The 18387-nt window shown below is 72.9% G+C and carries 15 protein-coding genes and 1 tRNA gene; 5 read left to right on the top strand and 11 right to left on the bottom strand.

Annotated elements, in window-relative coordinates; translation table 11 throughout:
- Positions 1-329: 329 nt before the first annotated feature.
- A tRNA-Met gene (locus ACFRAR_RS23575) sits at positions 330-403 on the bottom strand.
- 64 nt (positions 404-467) lie between these two features.
- Positions 468-3437 (bottom strand): UPF0182 family protein, encoded by a 2970-nt coding sequence (locus ACFRAR_RS23570; protein ID WP_380700136.1) that lies wholly within the window; start codon positions 3435-3437, stop codon positions 468-470.
- A gap of 205 nt (positions 3438-3642) precedes the next feature.
- Here ACFRAR_RS23570 and ACFRAR_RS23565 point away from each other — a divergent pair, with 205 nt between their 5' ends.
- Positions 3643-4215 carry a PPA1309 family protein gene (locus ACFRAR_RS23565; protein ID WP_380700120.1) on the top strand — a complete coding sequence of 191 codons (573 nt, stop codon included), beginning with the start codon at positions 3643-3645 and terminating at the stop codon, positions 4213-4215.
- Positions 4216-4291: 76 nt separating this feature from the next.
- Here the strand turns inward: ACFRAR_RS23565 and ACFRAR_RS23560 are convergent, their stop codons facing one another.
- From ACFRAR_RS23560 to ACFRAR_RS23545, 4 genes are all read right to left on the bottom strand, one after another.
- Positions 4292-5398, bottom strand: a complete 1107-nt coding sequence (locus ACFRAR_RS23560; RefSeq protein ID WP_380700119.1) for a PDZ domain-containing protein — start codon at positions 5396-5398, stop codon at positions 4292-4294.
- 42 nt (positions 5399-5440) lie between these two features.
- The gene (locus ACFRAR_RS23555; RefSeq protein ID WP_380700118.1) at positions 5441-5632 is read right to left on the bottom strand and encodes a hypothetical protein; all 192 of its coding nucleotides are present in this window, start codon (positions 5630-5632) and stop codon (positions 5441-5443) included.
- A gap of 301 nt (positions 5633-5933) precedes the next feature.
- Positions 5934-6374, bottom strand: coding sequence for a molybdenum cofactor biosynthesis protein MoaE (locus ACFRAR_RS23550; RefSeq protein WP_380700117.1), 441 nt, complete (start codon positions 6372-6374; stop codon positions 5934-5936).
- A 118-nt stretch (positions 6375-6492) separates the two neighbouring features.
- A complete protein-coding gene (locus ACFRAR_RS23545; RefSeq protein WP_380700116.1) occupies positions 6493-7641 on the bottom strand; it encodes an NAD-dependent epimerase/dehydratase family protein in 1149 nt (382 codons plus the stop codon).
- Between the two features lie 199 nt (positions 7642-7840).
- Here ACFRAR_RS23545 and ACFRAR_RS23540 point away from each other — a divergent pair, with 199 nt between their 5' ends.
- The gene (locus tag ACFRAR_RS23540; RefSeq protein WP_380700115.1) at positions 7841-9388 is read left to right on the top strand and encodes a zinc-dependent metalloprotease; all 1548 of its coding nucleotides are present in this window, start codon (positions 7841-7843) and stop codon (positions 9386-9388) included.
- Positions 9385-9975, top strand: a complete 591-nt coding sequence (locus ACFRAR_RS23535; protein WP_380700114.1) for an NUDIX hydrolase — start codon at positions 9385-9387, stop codon at positions 9973-9975. The genes ACFRAR_RS23540 and ACFRAR_RS23535 overlap by 4 nt, the downstream gene beginning before the upstream one ends.
- Before the next feature lie 101 nt (positions 9976-10076).
- Here the strand turns inward: ACFRAR_RS23535 and ACFRAR_RS23530 are convergent, their stop codons facing one another.
- Positions 10077-10625 (bottom strand): M48 family metallopeptidase, encoded by a 549-nt coding sequence (locus ACFRAR_RS23530; RefSeq protein WP_380700113.1) that lies wholly within the window; start codon positions 10623-10625, stop codon positions 10077-10079.
- Positions 10626-11066: 441 nt separating this feature from the next.
- On the opposite strand from ACFRAR_RS23530, the gene ACFRAR_RS23525 reads away from it, so the two are divergent.
- Both ACFRAR_RS23525 and ACFRAR_RS23520 read left to right on the top strand, forming a co-directional pair.
- Positions 11067-12155, top strand: a complete 1089-nt coding sequence (locus ACFRAR_RS23525; protein WP_380700112.1) for a TOMM precursor leader peptide-binding protein — start codon at positions 11067-11069, stop codon at positions 12153-12155.
- A gap of 625 nt (positions 12156-12780) precedes the next feature.
- The gene (locus ACFRAR_RS23520; protein ID WP_380700111.1) at positions 12781-14256 is read left to right on the top strand and encodes an ABC1 kinase family protein; all 1476 of its coding nucleotides are present in this window, start codon (positions 12781-12783) and stop codon (positions 14254-14256) included.
- 127 nt (positions 14257-14383) lie between these two features.
- Here the strand turns inward: ACFRAR_RS23520 and ACFRAR_RS23515 are convergent, their stop codons facing one another.
- The 4 genes from ACFRAR_RS23515 to ACFRAR_RS23500 form a co-directional block, all read right to left on the bottom strand.
- Positions 14384-14782 carry a hypothetical protein gene (locus ACFRAR_RS23515; protein WP_380700110.1) on the bottom strand — a complete coding sequence of 133 codons (399 nt, stop codon included), beginning with the start codon at positions 14780-14782 and terminating at the stop codon, positions 14384-14386.
- Positions 14779-15147, bottom strand: coding sequence for a WhiB family transcriptional regulator (locus ACFRAR_RS23510; RefSeq protein WP_380700109.1), 369 nt, complete (start codon positions 15145-15147; stop codon positions 14779-14781). Before ACFRAR_RS23510 ends, ACFRAR_RS23515 begins: the two co-directional genes overlap by 4 nt.
- 167 nt (positions 15148-15314) lie before the next feature.
- The gene (locus ACFRAR_RS23505) at positions 15315-15773 is read right to left on the bottom strand and encodes a hypothetical protein (protein ID WP_380700108.1); all 459 of its coding nucleotides are present in this window, start codon (positions 15771-15773) and stop codon (positions 15315-15317) included.
- A gap of 259 nt (positions 15774-16032) precedes the next feature.
- Positions 16033-18201 (bottom strand): ATP-dependent DNA helicase UvrD2, encoded by a 2169-nt coding sequence (locus ACFRAR_RS23500; RefSeq protein ID WP_380700135.1) that lies wholly within the window; start codon positions 18199-18201, stop codon positions 16033-16035.
- Between the last annotated feature and the right edge of the window lie 186 nt (positions 18202-18387).

The raw sequence follows: 18387 nt of genomic DNA, 5'->3' as shown, positions 1-18387 counted from the left end.
CCCGGCGTGCGGCCGGGGGGACTCCCAGGGGAGGCGCCGGACCCGACGGGCGGTCAGCGACCGTGCACCGTCCCCCATGTGTCCCATCGTCGCATCACCCAGTACCCGCGTACACCTGCCCCGGCCGAATTCCGGCGGGGCCGACCCGAAGCCGACGGAATTGCTTCGGCGCTTTGTCGATTTCCCGACACTTCGACCCCACAAACCCCGCTGCCGTCGTCCTTGGCGACGGTCGATAGTACCGGAGCGGTTCCCGCCGTTTCCGGCCGTGAACGGCACCGGAAACACCAGAGGCCCGGAGGAATGATCCTCCGGGCCTCTGGCCTTTGTAGCGGGGACAGGATTTGAACCTGCGACCTCTGGGTTATGAGCCCAGCGAGCTACCGAGCTGCTCCACCCCGCGTCGGTGGTTAAACCATAGCACGGACGCGGGGTGGAACGGAAAACGGTTACCGCAGCTCAGCGGGCTACGGCTGGGCCGGGGGCGATCCGCCGTTCGTGGCACCCGGGGCGGGTGCGCCGCTCGGGGCGCCGGTCGGGGCCGCCGCCGGGCTGCCGCCACCGGCCGCCGAGATCGCCTTCAGCGCGTCGCCGAGCGCCTTCTGGGCGTTGCCGTACGCCACCCAGTCGCCGTTCTTGATCGCGGTCTGGCTGTCGTTGTACGCCTTCTGCGCGTCCGAGATCGCCTTCTGGAGCTCCGGCGAGACCGTCCCGCCCGGCGCCGGGGCGGTCGGCGTCGTCGGGGTCGTCGGGGTCGTCGGGGTGCCCGGCGAGGACGGCACGGTCGGGGTGGTCGACGGGGGCGTCCCGCCGAACACCTTCTTCAGCGCGGCCTCCAGGGTGTCCTCGAACGCCACGTTGTCGTCCCCGTACACCGCCAGGACCTTCTGCATCGTCGGGTACTTGGCACCGCGACCGCGCACGTACACCGGCTCGATGTTGAGCAGACCGCCGCCGACCGGCAGGGTCAGCAGGTTGCCGTACTCCAGCTCGGCGTCACCACCGCTCTTCAGCGCGAAGATCTGCTGGGCCACCTCCTGACGGGAGTTGAACTTCGACTGCACCAGGCCGGGGCCGGGGGCGCCGCTCTCACCCGTCATCTTCAGGATGCGAATCTTCCCGTAGTCGTCCCCCGGGTCCGCGTTGACGGCCATGAACGCCGCCAGGTTCGGCCGCCCGTTGGGCACGAAGGTGCTGGTGAGCGAGAAGCTCGCCGCGCTGGTGTCCGGCATCCGCACCGTCACGTAGTACGGCGGCTGGACCTGCTTGGTGTCGCTGGTCGGGTCCACCGGGGTCTGCCAGATGTCACTGCCGTTGAAGAACGAGTTCGAGTCGGTGACGTGGTACTGGCCGAGCAGGTCGCGCTGCACCTTGAACATGTCCTGCGGGTAGCGCAGGTGCGGCAGCAGCGTCTGCGGGATGTCCGCCTTCGGCTCCACGGTGCCGGGGAAGGCCTTCATCCAGGTCTTCAGCACCGGGTCCTTCTCGTCCCACTGGTAGAGCTTCACCTCGCCGGTGTAGGCGTCCACCGTGGCCTTGACCGAGTTGCGGATGTAGTTGACCTGGTTGGCGACGGTCAGCAGCTCACCGCGCTGGTTGGTCAGCGAGTCCTTGGTCGCGGTGCCCAGCGTCGTCTTCGAAGAGAACGGGAAGCCGTCCGAGGTGGTGTAGCCGTCCAGCACCCAGAGCACCCGGCCGTCCTCCACCACCGGGTACGGGTCGGCGTCGATCGACAACCACGGCGCGACCTTCTCCACCCGCTCCTTCGGCGTCCGGTTGTAGATCACCTTGGCGCCGTCGGTGATCGCCCCCGCGTAGAGGATCTGCGGCTCGGCGAAGCGCACCGCGTACGCGGCCCGGGTCAGCGGGTTGTCCAGCGAGACCCCGCTGCCGCCCGTGTAGGTGTACTCGGCGTTCTGGCCGGTCTTGGGATCGGTGTAGTCGATCTCCTTGTTCGCGCCGCCGACGATCGAGTACGTCGAGGTCTTCTCGCCGTAGTAGATCCGCTGCTGGTAGTCGCCCAGCGTGCCGGTGGCCGGCAGGCCCGACTCGGTGAACACCGGCTGGCCCTTGTCGTCGACCTGGTTGCCCTTGGCGACCACCGCGCCGTAACCGTGGGTGTACTTGAAGTGGTCGTTGATCCAGTTGCGCTGCACGCCGTTGAGGTCGAGCTCGCGCAGGCCGATCACGCTGTCCTGCTTGCCCTGCCCGGTGCCGTAGCGGTCCACGTCCAGCGTGTTCGGGAAGGCGTAGTAGTTGCGCTGCTGCTCCAGCGACTGGAACGTCGGCGAGACGACGTTCGGGTCCAGCAGCCGGATGTCCGCGACGGTCTGCGCGTCCGGCTTGAGCGCCTCCGCGGTGGTCGTGCCCTGCGGCGAGTACTGGGTGGTCTGCGCGTCCGCGATCCCGTACGCCTGGCGGGTGGCGTCGATGTTCTTCTGGATGTACGGCGTCTCCTTGGCCTGCTCGTTCGGCTTGACCTGGAACTGCTGCACGATCGCCGGGTACAGCCCGCCGATCAGCACCGCCGACAGCACCATCAGACCCAGGCCGATCAGGGCCGGGGCCCAGGTGCGGCGGATCGGGGTCAGGAAGAACAGCACCGCGCAGATGATCGCGACGAAGAACAGGATCGTCTTGGCCGGCAGGAACGCGTTGGCGTCCACGTACCGCAGGCCGGTCCAGCCGGAGACCCCCTTGTAGGAGCCGGTCTTCACCGCCAGCGCGTACCGGTCCAGCCAGTACGCGACGGCCTTCAGCAGCACGAAGACGCCCAGCAGCACCGCCAGGTGCCCCTGCGCGCCCGCGCTCGCCCGACGGCCCGGACCCTGCAACCGCAGCCCGCCGTACAGGTAGTGCACCAGCGCGGACGTCAGCAGCGAGACGATCACCGCGCTGAACGCGAAGCCCAGCACGAACTCGTAGAACGGCAGGTCGAAGGCGTAGAACGAGACGTCCATGCCGAACTGCGCGTCCTTCTCACCGAAGGAGGTCGCGTTCGTCCACATCAGCCAGGTCCGCCACTGCCCCGAGGCGGCGGCACCGGCCACCAGGCCGATCACCAGCGAGATGCCGATCAGCGCCCAGCGCTTGAACGGCGCCAGCCCGGCCCGGTAGCGGTCGAGGCTCTGCTGCTCCACCGACATCGCCGACAGCGGCGGCCGCAGCCGGTGCGCCAGCCAGATGTTGAAGCCGACGATCACCGCCATCAGCAGCCCGAACACCGCGAACAGACCGATCTTCGTCCACAGCTGGGTGGTGAACACCGAGGAGAAGTGGACCGACCGGAACCACAGCCAGTCCGTCCAGAAGCCCGCGAACATGACGAACAACAGGAAAAGCACCGCGAGCACGCCCAGGGTCAGCAGGGCCACCCGCGCCCGCCGGGAGGGCGGGCCTACCCTGCGCCGGAACACCGGCCCTGACCGTTCGGGCATCTGGAAGACCACGGTGGCACCTCGGCTGTGTCGTCTGGATGGGGTAGGTCGTCAGAGAAACTTAACCAGGCTTTGGCCGAGTTCCCACCGTTAGCAGACGGTTACGACCGCCGCCCGGACCGGCCGCCCGGACCGCGGCTCCCGACGCCCCCTCCCGAGGCCCCGCCCGGCGAGCACGCCCCGCCCGCCGTGTGAGGATTGAGGCATGTCCGACGCGTCTGATCTCAACAACTCCCCCGACGACGTCTCCAAGCTCCCGGCCGCCACCCCGCTGACCCGGGCCGCGCTGGAGATCGACGAGTACGCCGCCACCCTCGGCTGGGACCTCCCGGCCCGGCTGTTCGCCCTGGTGGACAGCGCCGCCCTGCGCAAGGCCAACCCGAAGATCGCCAAGCAGCTCGGCCTCGCCGACGGCGACGAGAGCGGCCTCACCCCGATCGAGCAGGACGAGCTGCCGGCCGGCATGGAACTCGACAAGTTCCTCGGCACCATCGCCTGGCCCGACTCCGTGGCCGGCTGCGCCCTGGTCGTCGAGCGCCTGATGCTGCCGCCGGGCGCCGAGCAGTCCCGCCCGCGGGGCGCCTCCGACGCCCAGCTCGCCGAGTGGGTGGCCAACCACCCCAAGCGCGAGGAGGTGCGGATCACCGCCGCCGTGCTGCGCGACGGCAAGAAGGAGATCGCCCTGCGGCTGCGCTCCAAGGACGTCGCCCGCGAGGTGCTGACCGGCCCGGACCTGGTGCCCGGCCTGACCGCCGCGCTGCTGGCGACCTTCTCGTAGGCCCCGCCGCTCCGGCAGGCCCCACTGCCCGGCCGGTCCCGCCGCTCCGGCAGGCCCGGCCGCCCGGTCGGTCCCGCTATCCGGCGGCGCAGGACGGCAGCGCGGAGGCCTGCCCGGAGCGGACCTGCTCCAGCGACTTCAGCGCGCCGCCCAGCGTGTCCGTCTTGATCAGGGTCAGCCCGGACGGGACGTTCTTGGTGGCCTCGGCGCAGTTCGAGGACGGGGTGAAGAAGTACTCGGCCCCGGCGTCCCGGGCGGCGATCAGCTTCATCGAGATGCCGCCGATCGGGCCGACCTTGCCGTCGTCGTCGATCGTCCCGGTGCCGGCCACGAACTTGCCGCCGGTGAGGTCGCCGCCCGGGGTCAGCTTGTCGATGATGCCGAGCGAGAACATCAGGCCGGCGCTCGGGCCGCCGACGTCCTGAAGGCCGATGTCGATCTGGAACGGGTAGGTGTGCCGGATCCCGGTGCCGATGCCCACCACCGCGAGGTCCGCCCGCTCGGCCGGGGCCTTCGGGTCGAGGTCCTTGGCCCGCGCCGTCGGGACGGCGACGTCGGTCCTCGTTCCCGGGGTGGCGCCGTCGGCGTCCTTGACCCGCGGCACGACGGTGAAGACCACCGACTCGCCCGGCTTGTGCTTGGTGACGGCGGCGACCACCTGGTCGACCGCGCCGACCGGGGCGCCGTCCACGGCCACGATCTGGTCGCCCGCGTGCAGCCGGCCCTCGGCCGGGGCGCCCGCGGTGACCGACTTCACGATCAGCTCGTCGCCCACCGGGACGCCCAGCTGCTTGAGTGCCGCGGTCCGCGCGCTGTCCTCGGAGGAGGCGAACTCCTCGGCGTTCTGCTTCTTGGCGTCCGCGTCCGACTGCCCCTTGGGGTAGACGTTGTCGTGCGGCACCACCAGCACGTCGTCCCGCAGCCAGCCGACCACCGCGTTGACCAGGCTGGGCTCGTACTTGGCCCCGGTGACCTGGACGGTGGTCATGTTGAGGTGCCCGCTCGTCGGGTACGAGTCGTGCCCGCTGATGCTGATCACCGGCTTGCCGCCCTGGTTGCCGAGCGTGTTGTACGTCGGCCCCGGGCTCATCTCCGTGTACGGCACCTTCATCAGCACCGAGACGCAGAGCAGCGCTATGAGCAGCAGGGTGGCAGCGAGCATCGTCGCGGAGCGGCGTGGCATGCCTCGACAGTACGGGACGAGCCTGACGGGACGCCCGCCGGGCTACCTGCCGGAGCGCTCGTCCGGGGCCGCGGCACCGGCGGTGGTGCGCTCCATGGCGGCCATGAAGCGCTGGTGCTCGGCGAGTGAGGCCGGGTCCCCGGCGGCCTTCGGAGTCCGCTGGGCCCACAACGCCCAGAGGCCGGCGGCCACGCCGGCGACACCCGGGATGATCAACCAGGCGAGCGCACTCATACCAGTACTCCCAGCTCGTCGTGTCTATGAGCAGATTAACCACTCCGGCGGACAACGCGGCTGACGCCATCCGGGTTACGGGACGGCCGATCGGCTCACTTCCAGGGAGTATTCGGGGCTCCACCACCGACCCGTTCGAGTGAGACCACGGCGCGCCTGACCCGACGGACGCGCGGGGTGTGCGAACCGGTTCCGGCGGATCGCCTCCGCCCACCGGTTCCGGCCACCCCGACCCGGGCGTGCCGACCCGGGCGTGCCGGTCCCGCCGTGCCGCGGCCGGGTGCTCGCCGCCGCGACCGGGTCAGCAGCCGCCCGCGCCGACCCACTCCTGCGCACCGTCCGAGAAGACCTGGTGCTTCCAGATCGGCACCTCGCGCTTGAGGTCGTCGATCAGCCGGCGCGCGGCCGCGAAGGCCTCGCCGCGGTGGGCGCAGGAGACGGCGACGATCACCGCCTTGTCGGAGATCTCCAACCGGCCCACCCGGTGGACCGCGGCGAGCGCCCTGACCGGGAAGTCCGCGACCACCTTCTCCGCGATCCGGCGCATCTCCCGCTCCGCGCTGGGGTGGCAGCTGTACTCCAGTGCTGAGACCGACTTGCCGCCGTCGTGGTCCCGGACCGTCCCGACGAAGACGGTGGTGCCGCCGGCCGCGTCGTCGCCGACCGCCTCGTACACCTCGTCCAGCGAGAGCGGGGTGTCCCGGACGGCGAGCAGGCGGATGGGGTCGTGGTTCTCGGACATGGCCCCATGATTCCCCATCCGGGACGGTGCCCGGCAAGCGCGTTCCGCACCACCGCGCCGGGCTCCCGCACCCCGGGGGCCGAGCGCCCGGCCGGCGCCGGCCGACGTCCCGGACCGCTCAGAACCTCCGCCGCTTGCGGGCCCGGCGCACCAGCGCCGCCGTACCGACCAGCGCCACCGTCGCCCCGGCCGCGCCCAGGCTGGTCGCCGCCTCCTTGCCGCCCAGCCGCCGCCCGGCCACCGCGTGCTTGCCGGACACCTGCTCCAGCAGCTCCGCCAGCACCTGCTCGTTGGTGTGCACCGGGCGCCAGCCCGCCTCGTGCAACCGGCTGCCGGACACCACCCACGGGTACATCGTGTACGCCAGGTCCCCGGCCGGGGCCGGGGTCAGACCCAGCCGGTGCAGCCGCGCCGCCGTCCCCAGCGCCAGCGAGGCCGGCAGCTCCATCCGCCGGATCCCGGACAGCCGCTCGACGTCCTCCTGTTCCAGCCAGCCGTCGCAGCCGACCGTCACCTCGCCCTCGACCAGCCCCAGCGCCGCGTACTCCAACGCCGCCGCCAGGTCGTCGACGTGACAGAACTGCCAGCAGGGCCGGGAGCCCGCCACCACCAGCAGCCGGGGCGCCTCGAAGTGCCGGGTCAGCACGGTGTCCACGCCCGGGCCCACCACCACGGCCGGACGCAGCACCGTCACCTGGAGGCCCGGGTGGGCGCGCGGAGCCCGGCGGGCCAGCCGCTCGATCTCCAGCAGGTCCCCGACCAGCGAGGCCTCCTCGGTGGCCCGCAGCTCGGAGTCCTCCGCCAACGGCACCTCGTTGTCGGCCAGCGCGCCGTAGACCATCGCCGAGGTGCACAGCACCACCCGGTGCACCCCGGCGGCCGCGGCCGCGGTCAGCACGGTCTGGGCACCGCGCACGTTGTAGGCGCTGCGGGCCCGCGGATCGGACTCCATGCCGAAGTCCATCGCCAGGTGCACCACCACGTCGACCCCGGCCAGCCGCTCGGCCACCGCCGGGTCGCGCACGTCGAGCACCCGCCACTGCACACCGGGGACCTCACCGCGCCGGTCGTCCACGGCGAGGACCCTGCGCACGTGCGGGGATGCCACCAGCCGGGCGGCGACGCGCTCGCCCAGCACGCCGGCGGCGCCGGTGACCGCCACGGTCAGCGGCCGTCCGCCGTAGGCTGGAGGCGGCGACGCCGTGGTGTCCGACGCGTCCTCTCCTCCGGTCAGCCCAGAGCGAACGTCCGAGGGCGGGGAACTCACCGGCCATCCTCCACGGTTAGCTTTATGTGCGTACGGACGTGTGTCACGTACGTCCATCCTGCCCGAGGCGAAGGCCCGACGGTGCACCCGGCGCGGGCCTGCCGCGCGGGAGCCGCCCCCGAGTCCCCCACTCCGCCGCCGCCCCGGGCGCAGATTTTTCCGCCACACCCGTATGACGGCCGACCGGATCGAGGACCCCGTGAGCGACCTTCCCTTCGGATTCGGCGTTCCTCCCGAGGAGCCCGAGGACGGCAAGGCCAAGCCCGACGACGCCCAGAAGAAGAAGGACCAGGACCCGGCCGGCGGCCCGCAGCCGTTCGGCTTCGGAAGCGGCAACCCCTTCGGCGCGATCTTCGGCATGCCCGGCGCCCCGGGCGGCCCCGGCGGCGGCGCCGACAACCCCTTCGCCGCGATGTTCGGCGGCATGAACCCCGGCGACCTCGGCGCCGCGTTCCAGCAGCTCGGCCAGATGCTCTCGTTCGAGGGCGGCCCGGTGAACTGGGACCTCGCCACGAACATCGCCCGCCAGACCGTGGTCGCCGAGCCCGCCGAGGGCAAGAGCAAGGACCGCTCGGTCAGCGCGGCCGAGCGCTCCGCCGTCGCCGAGGCCGTCCGGCTGGCCGACCTGTGGCTCGACGGCTCCACCGAGTTCCCCTCCGGCGCCGGCACCGCCGTCGCCTGGAGCCGGGCCGAGTGGATCGAGGCCACCCTCCCGGTCTGGAAGGACCTGGTCGACCCGGTCGCCGAGCGGGTCGGCAACGCCATGGGCGGCGTCCTGCCCGAGGAGATGCAGGCCATGGCCGGCCCGCTGATGGGCGTGATGCGCTCGATGGGCGGCGCCATGTTCGGCACCCAGATCGGCCAGGCGCTCGGCGCGCTCGCCGCCGAGGTGGTCGGCTCCAGCGACGTCGGCCTGCCGCTCGCCCCGGCCGGCAAGGCCGCGCTGCTGCCGCAGAACGTCGCCGAGTTCGGCGAGGGACTGAACGTTCCGGCCGACGAGGTGCGCCTCTACCTCGCCCTGCGCGAGGCCGCCCACCAGCGGCTCTTCGCCCACGTGCCGTGGCTGCGGGCCCACCTGCTGGGCGCCGTCGAGGCCTACGCCCGCGGCATCAAGGTCGACACCTCCCGGATGGAGGAACTGGTCGGCCAGCTCGACCCGAGCAACCCGGAGGCCCTCCAGGAGGCGCTGGCCGGCGGCCTGCTCCAGCCCGAGGACACCCCCGAGCAGAAGGCCGCGCTCGCCCGACTGGAGACCGCGCTCGCGCTGGTCGAGGGCTGGGTCGACGCCGTCGTGCACGCCGCCGCCGAGCCGCACCTGCCCCAGTCGGGCGCGCTGCGCGAGACCGTCCGCCGCCGCCGCGCGGCCGGCGGGCCCGCCGAGCAGACCTTCGCCACCCTGGTCGGACTGGAGCTGCGCCCGCGCCGGCTGCGCGACGCCTCCCGGCTCTGGGCGCTGCTCGCCGACGCCCGCGGCATCGAGGGCCGCGACGCGCTCTGGGAGCACCCGGACATGCTGCCCACCGCCGCCGACCTGGACGACCCGGACGCCTTCGTGCACCGGGGCTCCGGCGACGACCTGGAGGGCGGCATCGACTTCGACGCGTTCGACAAGCTGCTCGGCGAGGCCGCGGCCGGCAAGCCCGACCTCGGCAAGTCCCCCCTCGGAGAGGACGGCACCGACGGAAAGGACGAGCGGCCCCGGTCCGGCGAGGACGGCACCGACGGAAAGGGCGAGCCCACCGCATGACGGCCACCGACACGCCCGCCGCCACCACCCTGCACGCGGACGCCGTCCGCACGCTGGCCGGGTGGCGGCCCGCCGACGAGGACCAGGACCGGCTGCGGCTGGACTACCTGGAGCACCTCGCCGCGCAGCCCGAGGGCCTCTACCGCTCCTGCCTGCCCGCGCACATCACCGCGAGCGCGGCGGTCGTCGACCCGGCGGCCGGGCGGGTGCTGCTCACCCTGCACCCCAAGGTCGGCATGTGGCTCCAGATGGGCGGGCACTGCGAGCCCGGCGACCGCGACCTCGCCTCCGCCGCGCTGCGCGAGGCCGTCGAGGAGTCCGGCATCCCCGACCTGGTGCTGCTGGAGGCCGACGGCGGCCCGGTTCCGGCCAAGCTGGACCGGCACCTGGTCCGCTGCACCGGCAAGGACCGGCCGGAGAACACCCACCTGGACGTCCAGTACATCGCGCTGGCCCCGGCCGGCGCTCAGGCGCTGATCAGCGAGGAGTCGCTGGACCTGCGCTGGTTCGACTACGACCGGCTGCCGGAGCTCACCGACCACTCGGTGCGCGACCTGGTGGCCCGGGCACGGCAGCTGACCGGCTGAGGCGTGGCACGGAGAAGGGGCGCGGACCTTGCCGGTCCGCGCCCCTTCCCGTTGCACCCCCGGTCGGTCCACCCCTCCCCCGGGCCCGTTCCGCCCCGGCCTCAGCCGCAGGAGGCGGCCTGGTCCGGCCCGGCCGGGCCCGGATCCGCGTGCCGCGCGCCGGGGATGTGCGGCAACCGGGCGGCGGACACCACGCCCTCCAGGTAGCCGCGGGCCCGCTCGGTCCGCGGATAGGACTCCAGCAGGGCCCAGAACGCCGGCCCGTGGTCCGGCACCAGCAGGTGTGCCAGCTCGTGCAGCAGCACGTAGTCCAGCACGTACTCGGGCATGCCCTGGAGTCGGTGGGAGAGGCGGATCGTGCCCTCGCTCGGGGTGCAGGAGCCCCAGCGGGAGTTCTGGTTGGTGACCCAGCGGACCTGGCTGGGCCGGGCGCGATCGCCCAGATGGGCGGCCGACAGCTCGCGGGCCCGGGTCATCAGGGCCTCGTCCCCGGGGATCCTCCGGGACTCCTGGGCGGCGAGCTTCTCCAGCATCTGCGCGACCCAGCGCTGTTCCTCGGCGTGCGACATCCGGGCCGGGATCAGCACGACGGTGCGGTCGCCCTCGCGGTAGGCGGAGACGGTACGGCTGCGGCGGGCGCTGCGGCGCACCTCGACCCGACCACGGTCGTGGGCCTCGGGCGCGACGGCGCCGGGCGGTGGCTGCGGTGGCGCCGGTCTCGGCTGCTGCCGCTGGTCCGGGCGCCCGCGCGTGTTCGGCGCCGCGACCTGCGACCCGGACGCTGCACGGGCACGCCGACGCGACGCCGGTGGATGGGAGTCCCGCTCGGCTGCCATGGCACACGACGTTACCCGGTACCACGGACAGAAGTCCGCTGCCATGGCCGGAATCTTTCATGGAGTGATCGGGAACGGAAGGTCGACGGCGGGTGTCCGGAAAGCGACGCCGGAGAGGATGGCCGGTTATCCACAGGGCATGCGAACCGATGGTCCGATCATGCGGCCGTGCCTGTGGATAACCTTCCGCACCGCATCCCCGCGATGGGGCATGCTGCCGTCAGCCGTCCGGAAACGATCCGAAGGGAGATCGTCGTGCGCCTCGCCCTCAAGCCCGCGCTGTCCCGCAGCTGGCGGGACTCCGAAACCTTGCAGTTCGGCACCGTCACCCGCTTCGCCGGGGTGCTCGGCAACGCCGACAAGACCCTCTGCGACTTCCTCGCGCTGCTCGACGGGACACGCGACCGGCCGGAGCTCCTGAACGAGGGCGAACGCATCGGGCTCGGCCGCGAACCGGCCGACGCCCTGCTCACCGGCCTGGAGGAGACCGGGCTGCTGGACGACGCGGCCGCGGCCACCCGGGCGCTGGCCCGCTTCCCCGATCCGCACCGTGACCTGCTCGGCCCCGACCTCGCCTCGCTCTCCCTGGTCCACTCCGGGCCGGGCGCGGCACCGGCGATCCTGGGCCGCCGGGCCGACACACGGATCGAGGTGCGCGGCGCGGGCCGGGTCGGCGCCGCCGTCGCGGCGGTGCTCTCCGCCGGCGGCACGGGCACGGTCACGGTGGCCGACAGCGGCCGAGTGAAGCCCGACGACTGCTCGCCCGCGGGGCTTCCGGCCGCGGACATCGGGCGGCTGCGCTCGACGTCCGCCCGAGAGGTGGTGCAGCGGGCCGCGGGCCGCAAACCAGTGCCGCTGCCACGGCACAAGCCCGACGGCCATCCACCGGACTTCGTGGTCCTCGCCCCGCGGGACGGCAGCGCCGCCTTCGCCGGCGGGACGTACGAGGCCCGGCTGCTGCTCCGGGCCGGGGTGCCGCACCTGTACGTGGGCGTGGTCGAGGAGTTCGGCGTCGTCGGGCCGCTGGTGATCCCGGGGATGTCGACCTGCGGGCACTGCCTGGTGCTGCGGCGGGAGGACGAGGACGCGGCCTGGCCGCGGGTCCTGGCCCAGCTGGCCGACGGCGGCCCGGGGCGGGCCCGGACACCGGCCTGCGACACCGCTCTGGCGACGGCGGTCGCCGGCCTGGCGGCCCTGCACGTGCAGGTCTACCTGGACGGTGGCCGGCCGCCGAGTGTGGACGGGTACTGCGAAGTGTCGGCGCGGGACGGGATGTTCCGGCGGCTGCGGCTTCGCGGGCATCCGGACTGCGGGTGCCTGTGGCAGCCGCTGCCACCGGCGTGAGGAGGTGAGGACGGACGACAGGAGGAGGGAGGACGCAGGACGGAGGACCGTCCCCGGGCTCGGGCCCGGCGGCTGCGAGGCTCGGCAGCCGCCGTACCCGGCCCCGGGACGGCCCGGGCCCTGGGCAGACGTCCGGCCGTGCGAGCCCACGGCCGGGGAGTCGCCGACCGTACGAGCCGACGGTCGACGGCGACTCGAAGGGCCGCGCCCTGCCCGGGGCAGGGCGCGAGCCAAGGGCCGACGGGCCGACGGGCCATGGCCAGGGCGCGGGCTCAGGGTCAGGGTTCAGGGTCAGGGATTCGGGCCCGGGGTGCGCGGGACGGGTGGAAGGTGGGTGCGGGCGGAGGGTGAGGTGGGTGGGTGGGGGGCGGGGGGGGAGGGGGCCCCGGGGAAGCGAGCAACACCACCCACTGCGCAGGAAGTCGGCCCCGCCGACTTCCTGCGCAGACCCTCCCCGAACCCCACTCCCCGCCCCCACCGGACCAAGCCGCCCAACTCCCCACAAACGCACCGCGCGCCCGGCCCCGCCCCGTCGAATTCCGCCAGGCAGGCGGCGGGGAGCGGGCACAATGGCGTAGAGATGGTCGGCCGTCCGGAAATCGGGGGCCAGGGAATGGAGGCCAGGGTGAGCGATCTTCCGCGCAAGGCAGTGACCCGCACGGCACGGCTCGCCGCCCTGCCGCTGGGGATAGCCGGTCGCGCCACGCTCGGCCTGGGCAAGCGCATCGGCGGCCGCTCCGCCGAGGTGGTCACCGCCGAGCTCCAACAGGCCACCGCCGACCAGTTGTTCAAGGTCCTCGGCGAGCTCAAGGGAGGGGCGATGAAGTTCGGGCAGGTGCTGTCCGTCTTCGAGGCCGCGCTTCCCGAGGAGGTCGCCGGGCCGTACCGGGCGGCACTCACCAAGCTCCAGGACGCCGCTCCCCCGATGCCCGCCGCCAAGGTGCGCACCGCGCTCGCCCAGCGGCTCGGCGACGACTGGCGCGAGCTGTTCCGCGAGTTCGACGACCGGCCCGCCGCCGCCGCTTCGATCGGCCAGGTGCACCGGGCGGTCTGGCACGACGGCCGCGAGGTCGCCGTCAAGGTGCAGTACCCGGGCGCGGGCGACGCGCTGCTCGCGGACCTCTCGCAGTTGAGCCGGGTGGCCTGGCTGCTGGGCCCGCTGATCCCGGGGCTGGACATCAAGCCGTTGATCACCGAGCTGCGCGAGCGCGTCTCGGAGGAGCTGGACTACGAGTTGGAGGCGCAGGCCCAGCGCCGGCACGCCGAGGAGTTCGACGGCGACCCGGACATCGTGGTGCCGCGCGTGGTGGCTCAGGCCGACCAGGTGCTGGTCACCGAGTGGATGGGCGGTACCCCGCTGGCCGAGGTGATCGTGGGCGGCACCCAGGAGGAGCGCGACCGCGCCGGGCAGTTGCTGGCCCGGTTCCTGTTCGCCGGCCCGTCCCGCACCGGCCTGCTGCACGCGGACCCGCACCCGGGCAACTTCCGGCTGTTGAAGGACGACGGCCCGGTGTCGGGCTGGCGGCTGGGCGTGCTGGACTTCGGCACCGTGGACCGGCTGCCGGGCGGGCTGCCCGCGCCGATCGGCGCCTCGCTGCGGATGGCGCTGGCCGGGGACGCGGCGGGAGTGCTCCGGATGCTGCGTGAGGAGGGCTTCGTGAAGCCCTCGATCCGGCTGGACCCGGACGCGGTGCTGGACTACCTGCTGCCGATCATCGAGCCGGCCGCGGTGGAGAACTTCCACTTCACCCGCGCCTGGATGCGCGCCCAGGCGGCCCGGATCGCCGATCCGCGCTCGCCCGCCTACAACCTGGGCAAGCAGCTGAACCTGCCGCCCGCGTACCTGCTGATCCACCGGGTGACGCTGAGCACCATCGGGGTGCTCTGCCAGCTGGGTGCCAAGGCGCCGTTCCGCGCGGAGATGCTGGAGTGGCTGCCCGAGTTCGCCGAACAGCCACCCGCGAAGCCGGTGAGGCCCGCGAAGGCTGCCGAGCCCGCGAAGCTCGCAGAGCCCACGGAGACCACCAGGCTCGCGAAGCCGGTCAAGCAGGCCCGCCCGGCGCGCGAGGGCACCGAGGCCGCCCGGGCCCGCAAGGACTGACGGGCCTCCGACCCCGCCACAACGACCGCAGGCCGCTCCCCACCGGTGGGGAGCGGCCTGCGGCACGACGGGGGTCGGACCGGAGTCCGGCGGGGGCGGCACGGGACACGCCCCCGGGCCGGGCGCCTTACATCAGCGCCACGGCGAGCGCCTTGCGCGCCCGCAGCGAGGCCCGCTCGGCCCGCTGCTTGAGCTTGCGAGCCCGGGCGACCCGGCCGACGACGCGTTGGTTCTCGGCCTCGTGCATCCTGTCTTGCATATGGGCACGGGCCAGGGATTCGTGGAGGAGTTGCATCTCGAGGATCCTGTTCTGGGTCTGACGTTCGGTGGCCTGCTCGGCGCGGGCGGTGGGATCGACGGCGGCGGGGTTCATGTCGTGGTCCTGCTCGTGGTGCTTGCTCGGGAACGGGATGCTGGCTGCGGCGTCGGCCTTGGCGGCGGCGATCCGCACGGATCGGCGGAGGGCGCTGTCCAGCGGGGGCTGCTCTCCCCGACGGACGGCCCTGGCCTCGTGGGCGGGGTTCACGCCATGACCTCGGTCTTGCGCGGACGGCCACGGGGGCGCTTGCGGGCCACGACGACGCCCTGGACGAACAGCTCGCCACCCCAGACGCCCCACGGCTCACGCCGCTCCAGGGCGCCGGCCAGGCAGACGTCCTTCACCGGGCAGGTGCCGCAGAGGGACTTCGCGTACTCGACGTCGGCGGGCGTCTCGGCGAAGAAGACCTCGGGGTCGAAGGCGCGGCACGGGATGGGGAGACCGAGGGACTCGGCCTGCTCGATCGAGCTGAGCTGCATGGAAAGAACCTCCGGGGGGTCGGCCTGGTCGGCCTTGGTGATCTGGCTTGTCGGCGGTACGGACGGGGTGGGCGGCGTGATGACCGTGGACACTTTGGGCGTCTTCCTCGTCTTCTCAGTGGTTCCGGCCCAGGGGACTGGTGGTGCTGGGCCGGAGGCCCCGGAGGGCCTGGGTGGTCTTGCGTACCGGACAAAACAGAAGGGCCGCGGATCCCGGTGTGACGGGTTCCGCGGCCCTGGAGGTGCCGACCTGAGGATGCTCAGGTTCGTTCTCTCCAGGGTTCAGGGCCGCGGAAGGCCTGCATCCGGATGGCCTTGGCGCCCGTGAAGGCGGCCATGGCCTGGTTAATCTGCTGCTCGTTCTGCTTCGGGGCGTTTCCGGCACCGACGACCTGCGCATAGCCGCCATGCATGGCGGCGGCTACTGCTGCCTTCGGTGCCTGGGTCGGTCGCTCGTCGCGCACGGAGCGCGACGTGCCGACCGACGCCCAATCACGGGACAGACCGGTCTCGACAAAGGTCCTCTCGACGCTCCCACTGCCCGTGCAGCACAGGTCAGTCTGACCAAGGCCACTGACAGCGGGGACGACGCGGACACCATTGGTGTCGAGACCCAGACCGGTTCCACCGAGCTCGGCGAGCGCCCGCAGACGGGCGGCACGCAGGGAGGCAGCGACAACGGTCTGGCCAGTCATTTTGGTGATCATGATGTTTCCCACTGTCTTCGCCTCCTCTCGGCGTCTCGCGGAGCCTGGTCTCCCTGGCTCCGAATGTTCGGATGTCTGTCTCGGTAATGCTCTCGGGCGAGGGGTATCGGCACAGGTTTCACCCCGTGCGACCGCGTCCCCTTGACCGCTCCGGCAGGCTATTGCGCTCCCGGCACGCGGCGCAAACTATTTTTCACGCGAGTTCTTCGGCACGTCACACGACGGGTTCCGAAGCCACCCGAGCGGCCCTCCGGACCGTGCCCGGACCGGCTCAGGCCGGATCGACCGGACCGCCGTCCTCGACGTCGTCCGGATCCTCCTCGGGTTCCTCCCCCGCGCACAACGAGAGCACGTCGGCCCCGTACTTGTCCAGCTTCATGGCGCCGACCCCGGAGATGACGGCCAGCTCCTGGCGGTTGGCGGGCACGTCCTCGGCGATCGCCATCAGCGTGGCGTCGGTGAACACCACGTAGGCCGGCACGCCCTGCTTCTTCGCCTGCCGGGCCCGCCATTCGCGCATCCGCTCGTACAGCCCCTCGTCCATCGTGGACGGGCAGCTCTCGCAGCGGCGCAGCTTGCGCTCGACGGCCTCGGTGAGCACCTTCTCGCAGACCCGGCACTTGACCGGTCCGCGGACCCGCCGCGCGGCGGAGCGTTCGCCGAGCTCGACGCCCCCTCGCCCGCCGCGCGCGCCGGTGCGTGCGCCCGGCATGGCGGAGCCGGGGCGCAGCCCGTCCAGGAAGCGGCTGGGCTTGCGGGAGGCGCGGCCGCCCGGGGAGCGGGAGAGCGCCCAGGAGAGGGTGAGGTGCTTGCGGGCGCGGGTGACGCCGACGTAGAGGAGGCGGCGTTCCTCCTCGATCTGTTCGTCGGTCTTGGCGTAGATGATCGGCAGGGTGCCCTCGGTGAGGCCGACCAGGAAGACGGCGTCCCATTCGAGGCCCTTGGCGGCGTGCAGCGAGGCGAGGGTGACGCCTTCGACGGCCGGGGCGTGCTGGGCGGCGGCGCGGGCGTCGAGCTCGGCGACGTAGGCGGCGAGGTCGGTGCCCTGGCCGTCCGCGGCGCGGGTGCGCTCGAACTCCTCGGCCAGCCGGACGAGGGCGGCGAGGGACTCCCAGCGGTCGCGGACGGCGCCGGAGCCGGCCGGTGGCTCGGGGGTGAAGCCGCGGGCGGCCAGGACGGCGCGGACCTGGCCGGCCAGGTCGGGGGCGCCGTCGGTGAGCGGGTCGTCGCCGGCCCGGGCGGCGCCGCGCAGCAGGACGCCGGCGTCGCGGACCTCGGGGCGTTCGAAGAACCGTTCCGCGCCCTTGAGCTGGTAGGGGACGCCGAGGTCGGCGAGGGCCTGCTCGTAGACCTCGGACTGGCCGTTGGTGCGGAACAGCACGGCGATCTCGCTGGCGCGCACCCCGGCGGCGAGCAGTTCCTTGATCCGGCGGGCGGTGGTCTCGGCCTCGGTGGGCTCGTCCTCGTACTCGGTGTAGACGGGCTCGGGGCCGGCCTCGCGCTGGGAGACGAGTTCGAGGCGGTGCCGGGCGGCCTCGCCGCGGGCCTGGGCGAGCAGTCCGTTGGCGAGGTGGACGACCTGGGGGGTGGAGCGGTAGTCGCGGACCAGTTTGACGACCGTCGCCTGGGGGTGGCGGCCGCGGAAGTTCAGCAGGTAGTCGGGGGTGGCGCCGGTGAAGGAGTAGATGGTCTGGCTGGCGTCGCCGACGACGCACAGGCTGGCGCCGCCGTCGGGGCCGGTCCACTGGTCGAGCAGGCGCTGCTGGAGCGGGGAGACGTCCTGGTACTCGTCGACGGTGAAGTGCCGGTACTGGGAGCGGACCTGGTCGGCGATGTCCGGGCGGTCCTCCAGGATCGCGGCGGTGAGCAGCAGGACGTCCTCGAAGTCGATGTTGCCGCGGCGGCTCTTGGTCTCCTCGTAGACGCGGTAGACCTGGGCGGTCTCGGCCGGGTCGCGGGGGGCGTCGCGGCCGGACTTGGCGACGGCGGCGGGGTAGTCCTCGGGGGCGAGCTGGGTGACCTTGGCCCATTCGATCTCGGCGGTGAGGTCGCGCAGTTCGGTGCGCTGGACGCGCAGGCCGCAGCGGCCGGCGGCTTCGGCGACCAGTTGGACCTTGCGTTCGAGGAGCTGGGGGACGGGGCCGCCGACGGCGCGCGGCCAGAAGTACTGGAGCTGGCGCAGGGCGGCGGCGTGGAAGGTGCGGGCCTGGACTCCGTCGGCGCCGAGCTGGCGCAGTCGGCCGCGCATCTCGCCGGCGGCGCGGGCGGTGAAGGTGACGGCGAGGACCTGTTGGGGGTGGTAGACGCCGCTGCGCACGCCGTAGGCGATCCGGTGGGTGATGGCGCGGGTCTTGCCGGTGCCGGCGCCGGCGAGGACGCAGACGGGGCCGTGCAGGGCGGTGGCGACGGCGCGCTGTTCGGGGTCGAGCCCGGCGAGCACGGCGTCGGGGCCCGTGGCGGCGCCGGGGTCGGCCCAGGGGGAGCCGGCGTGGGTGCCGTCGTGGGGGCTGCCGCTCAAGAGGTCTTCCTGCATGCGTTCCATCCTCTCAGTCCGGTGGGACAACCCGGGCGGAGTTGTCCACAGGCCCGGTGTGATCGCAGGATGGTCACTCCGCGCGACGGTCGG

The organism is Kitasatospora sp. NPDC056651 (assembly GCF_042792155.1).
In the GTDB taxonomy this organism is placed as follows: Bacteria; Actinomycetota; Actinomycetes; order Streptomycetales; family Streptomycetaceae; genus Kitasatospora.
Note: the sequence above shows the minus strand (reverse complement) of the source record. Positions and strands in the feature narration are given on the sequence as shown.